Below are 2,274 nucleotides of genomic sequence, written 5' to 3'. Positions count from 1 at the left end.
CTGCCAAAATTCACCCCATACTCCACCTGAATGCGACTGAGAGGATAATGTAAGCGATCGCTTAAAACCCTTAAATATAATTGTCTAATCGCTTCTTCTGGGGTAAGTTTAATCTCTTTTTTCCGTACTAAGCAAATTGTATAGGGAGCTTCCCCATTTTTCGTCTTTTTAAGCGTAATTGCCTGCTCTAATTGCTCAATTTCCGTCGGTGTAAACTGGGACAACTTATAACTTGAGTCTTTGAGAATATCAGCTAATTTCATGGGTTAAAGATGATAGAGATAAATAAAAATTTTTATACCAAGCATTGAAAGTAATCCCAGCCTTGACAAATTGAGTTAAGTAATCTATTTATGCAAGACTTTTCCCTGTACCAGCCAGTAGGCATGACTTGAAATCATTGTATTCTTGGCTACTAACTTAAGTTAAAGGTATATGGGGACTTAACTTTTCTATTGGATCAAATTTTTTAAGATTCTTTCGATGTTCGCGGTTTCTCATCTCGGCAAAAGCGATCAAACAGCGATCGCATTTGACGCAGCTTTGCCGTGGCAATTGTCCGTGACTCAATATCTGTAATAATCTAATAAAGCCCTTGTAAACCTTCTTTAAGCTCTGGGTTTTCGTCTTGATCGAGATGCACAAAATCGCCCTTAGATGAGAATTAGTTTACAAAAATTTACATTTGGAGATAAGGAGCAATGAGTCAAGTTTCCGGTACAGATGTTCCCGATTTGGGTCGTCGTCAATTTATGAACCTGTTGACCTTTGGTACAATTACCGGAGTAGCAGCGGGGGCTTTGTATCCGATTGTTAAGTATTTTATTCCCCCCTCGGCCGGTGGTACGGGTGGCGGTGTCACCGCTAAAGATGCCCTCGGTAATGATGTGATTGTCAGTCAATTTCTGGGAAGCCATAACCCTGGCGATCGCACCTTAGCCCAAGGCTTAAAAGGCGACCCCACCTATTTAGTCGTCCAAGAGGACAAAACCCTGGCCAACTACGGAATTAACGCCGTCTGCACCCACTTAGGTTGTGTGGTGCCTTGGAATGCCAGTGAGGAAAAATTCATGTGTCCTTGCCACGGTTCCCAGTACAATGCCGAAGGAAAAGTAGTTCGCGGTCCAGCGCCTCTATCCTTAGCCCTCGCCCATGCCAACGTCACCGATAATGATAAAGTCGTCTTCTCCACTTGGACGGAAACCGACTTCCGCACCGGCGAAGAACCCTGGTGGTCCTAGATTATTCAATGTGACGAGATTTGGAATTATTCAACCGATAGAGATGAGAACATTCAACTTTTTAAGCTTCCCGCAAGTCCACAGACAGGCCCTAGTGAAAGCCGTCCTCGTGGCGATCGCTACCGTTTCCCTACTCCTAACCAGCGATGTCATTAACCCCCAATCTGCCCAAGCATATCCTTTTTGGGCGCAACAAACCGCCCCGGAAACCCCCAGAGAGGCCACAGGTCGGATTGTCTGCGCGAACTGCCATTTAGCCCAAAAACCCGCCGAAATTGAAATCCCCCACTCGGTATTACCCGATAGCGTCTTTGAAGCAGTGGTAAAAATCCCCTACGATCCCGCCAGTCAACAGGTGTTAGGAGACGGATCGAAGGGGGGTTTAAACGTCGGTGCAGTCTTAATGCTACCGGATGGTTTTAAAATCGCGCCCCCCGATCGCATTCCCGAAGAAATGCAGGAAAAACTCGGTGGAGTCTATTTCCAATCCTACAAAGAAGGTCAAGATAACGTGGTTATCGTCGGCCCCTTACCCGGTGATCAATACAAAGAAATCGTTTTCCCCGTCCTGGCCCCCGATCCTAGCCAAAATAAAGGTATTCACTTCGGTAAATATGCTGTGCATTTAGGGGCCAATCGTGGTCGCGGTCAAGTGTACCCCACCGGTGAACCCAGCAATAATAACGCCTTCAAAGCTTCTACCGCAGGTACAATTAGCCAGATCAGCAAAACCGAAGCCGGTGGTTATGAAGTCACCATCACTTCTGAAGCTGGCCCCGTGGTGGAAAATATTCCCGCAGGTCCTGAGTTAATCGTCTCGGAAGGTCAAGCGATCGAAGTGGGACAATTTTTAACCAGTAACCCCAATGTCGGCGGTTTTGGTCAAAAAGAGACGGAAGTTGTCCTACAAAATCCCGGCCGGATCAAAGGATTAGTTTTATTCCTCGGTGGTATTATGCTCTGCCAAATCCTCTTAGTTATTAAGAAAAAACAAGTGGAAACAGTACAAGCGGCCGAAATGAATTTCTAATCG

The 2,274-nt window shown here is 45.8% G+C and carries 3 protein-coding genes; 2 read left to right on the top strand and 1 reads right to left on the bottom strand.

The window, feature by feature from the left end:
* Positions 1-263, bottom strand: a 263-nt coding sequence (locus tag PX481_RS16115; RefSeq protein WP_288094968.1) for a type I restriction enzyme HsdR N-terminal domain-containing protein, incomplete at its 3' end; no start/stop codon positions are given.
* A 438-nt stretch (positions 264-701) separates the two neighbouring features.
* Here PX481_RS16115 and petC point away from each other — a divergent pair.
* Positions 702-1,241, top strand: coding sequence for a cytochrome b6-f complex iron-sulfur subunit (gene petC / locus PX481_RS16110; RefSeq protein WP_002737937.1), 540 nt, complete (start codon positions 702-704; stop codon positions 1,239-1,241).
* A 43-nt stretch (positions 1,242-1,284) separates the two neighbouring features.
* Complete coding sequence (gene petA / locus PX481_RS16105; RefSeq protein ID WP_002754684.1) at positions 1,285-2,271, top strand: cytochrome f; 987 nt, start codon at positions 1,285-1,287, stop codon at positions 2,269-2,271.
* Positions 2,272-2,274: the final 3 nt, after the last annotated feature.

It is taken from the genome of Microcystis sp. M53603_WE2 (assembly GCF_030065435.1).
The sequence above is the reverse complement of the archived record's forward strand: the minus strand, read 5'-3'. Positions and strand labels throughout refer to the sequence as shown.

Bases quoted from the DNA above. Each gene is read 5' to 3' on its own strand.
- petA (WP_002754684.1), top strand. From the start codon at position 1,285: ATGAGAACATTCAACTTTTTAAGCTTCCCGCAAGTCCACAGACAGGCC.
- petC (WP_002737937.1), top strand. From the start codon at position 702: ATGAGTCAAGTTTCCGGTACAGATGTTCCCGATTTGGGTCGTCGTCAA.